This window comes from Hymenobacter terrenus (assembly GCF_000972495.1).
GTDB lineage: Bacteria > Bacteroidota > Bacteroidia > Cytophagales > Hymenobacteraceae > Hymenobacter > Hymenobacter terrenus.
This window is the reverse complement of record NZ_LATM01000080.1, coordinates 1,493-3,083: the sequence shown is the minus strand read 5'-3', so window position 1 is coordinate 3,083 and position 1,591 is coordinate 1,493. Positions and strand designations below refer to the sequence as shown.

Below are 1,591 nucleotides of genomic sequence, written 5' to 3'. Positions count from 1 at the left end.
CAGGCCAGCGCCGACTGCAACGACGCCCCCACCGCTGCCACCGACCGCTACACCCTGGCCCTGGGCACGACCAGCCTCGTGCTCAACGGCCCCGCCGGCACGGCCAACGCCGCCATCCTCAGCAACGACACCGACGCCGTCGGCGGCCTCGACCCGGCCTCGGTGAACCTCGACCCGACCGCCACGACCCCCGTCAAGACCCGCACCCTGGCCGGCGTGGGCACCTTCGCGGCCGACGCCACCACCGGCGTGGTCACCTTCACCCCCGTCGCCGGCTTTGTCGGCACGGCCACGCTGCCCTACGCCGTGAGCGACCTCTACGGCAAGACGGCGAGCCCGACCCTGCTTCAGGTCACCGTCGCGCCCCCGCGCTCGGACCTGTCGACCACCATCACCAGCACCCCCGCCGCCCCGGGCCCGGTCCCGGCCGGCACGCTCGTGCCCTACACCCTGGTGGCCACCAACAACCCCGGCCCCGGCCTGAGCGCCGCCGCCAACGTGGTTGAAACCGTGCAGCTGCGCCCCGGCCTGACGGCCACCACGCTGACGCTGGGCGGCAGCACCGGCAACACGACCACGGCCGGCGTGATTACCTACACCGGCGGCCCCGCCAACGGGGCCACTTACAACACGACCACCGGCCTGCTCACGTTCCCGGCCGTGGCCCTGGCCCTGGGCGCCACCCAGACCTACAGCTTCGCCACCGCGGCCCCCGTCACCGGTCCCTACACCATCACGGCCCAGGTCAGCAACGCCACCGTGGACCCGGTTCCGGCCAACAACACGGCCAGCAACACGCTCACCATCACCCCGCGCTACGACATCGGCGTGAGCATCACCGGCCCGACGGCCAACCCCACGGCCGGCGACCCGGTTACCTACGTGGTCACGGCCACCGATAACGGCACCGCCACCGCCACCGACATCGTGCAGACCGTCACCATCGGCCCGGGCCGCACCAACGTGTACCTGACCGGCGGCGGCTACTACAACGCCACGACCACGGTCGTGACCGGCGACTTCGTCAACGGGGCCTTCGTGGCCTCGCCCACCGGCAGCCTCGCGGTGGCCGCCGGCACGGTGGTCTTCCCCCCGGTGGCCCTGGTGCCGGGCCAGACGGTGAACAACACCCTCACCTTCGCGGCCCCGGCCAGCGGCACGACGCTCGCGCCGAGCACGAGCTTCACCCCGGCCTCGCTGGCCAATGACACCGGCAACGCCGGCGCGGGCGTCAACGCAGCCACAGCTGGCTCGGTGACCACGCAGGCGGCCACCGGCACGCCGGCCACCACGACCGCGGCGGCGACCGGCACGACGGCCAACCTGATCAATACCCTGACGGCCTTCAGCGGCACGACCAACGTCTCGCCCGGTACGGTGAGCGCCGGCACCCTGATCAGCTATACCGCGACCATGACCAACACCGGCCCCAACCCGGCGCTCAACAGCCAGCAGACCCTCTCCCTGCCCGCGGGCCTGACGGCGGCCACGCTGACCATCAGCGGCAGCACGAGCAACTCCTCGGCCCCCAACGCCAACGGCCAGCCCGTGATTACGTATGCCGGCGGTGCCAACGCCGGCACGACCTACA

The 1,591-nt window shown here is 72.5% G+C and carries 1 pseudogene; it reads left to right on the top strand.

Annotated elements, in window-relative coordinates:
• Positions 1-1,470, top strand: a pseudogene (locus tag WX88_RS26420) (beta strand repeat-containing protein); the annotation flags it as partial.
• Positions 1,471-1,591 lie beyond the last annotated feature (121 nt).